Here is a 587-nt window from a genome sequence, read left to right on the forward strand (position 1 = left end):
TTAACAGATACAGCCGCGTATTGGCTATTGGACGGCCTATTATATTCAACGATTCAACAGAAGGTATTTCTCTTACTGTACTCCATACCGTAGTCTCTGTTGGACCATACTCCAGATATAATGAAGCTTCTATTTCTTTTGTAGAGAAATGGTCTTGTTGCAAAGTCTTTGGTGGTGCCTCACCACCAAGAATTACATATCTTAACGAAGTTAATGATTCATGATTGTAATTCAAAAGCGTCTGATAAAGAGATGGGCTGCTTAACCAAACTTCTATTTGGTACTCGCTAATCCTACGGCTTAGCACTGATATTTCAAGATTATCGTCTGACATTAGCAGAACCAATGGGCTGCCACTTGTAATAACATGGAATATTATTCCCACAGATGCATCGAAAGAGAAAGAAGGCAAAAGGATAGTTCTCCCAGCGACATAAACTCCATTTCTGGCTCGCGTTGAGTTTACAATTTGCTGATGTTCCACCATCACCCCCTTGGGCTGCCCGGTCGAGCCCGACGTGTAGATCACGTACGCCAGATGCCGTGACGTCAGCCCCTGCACCTGCGGGTTGTCCTCACTCCCCGCA

General features: G+C 44.5%; 1 protein-coding gene. It reads right to left on the minus strand.

Annotated features, from left to right (window positions below):
• Window positions 1-562 (minus strand): AMP-binding protein (locus GJV78_RS22755; RefSeq protein WP_330998851.1); only part of this gene is annotated, 562 nt, incomplete at its 3' end.
• Window positions 563-587 lie beyond the last annotated feature (25 nt).

The sequence above is a fragment of the Intestinirhabdus alba genome (assembly GCF_009711095.1).
GTDB classification, from domain to species: domain Bacteria; phylum Pseudomonadota; class Gammaproteobacteria; order Enterobacterales; family Enterobacteriaceae; genus Intestinirhabdus; species Intestinirhabdus alba.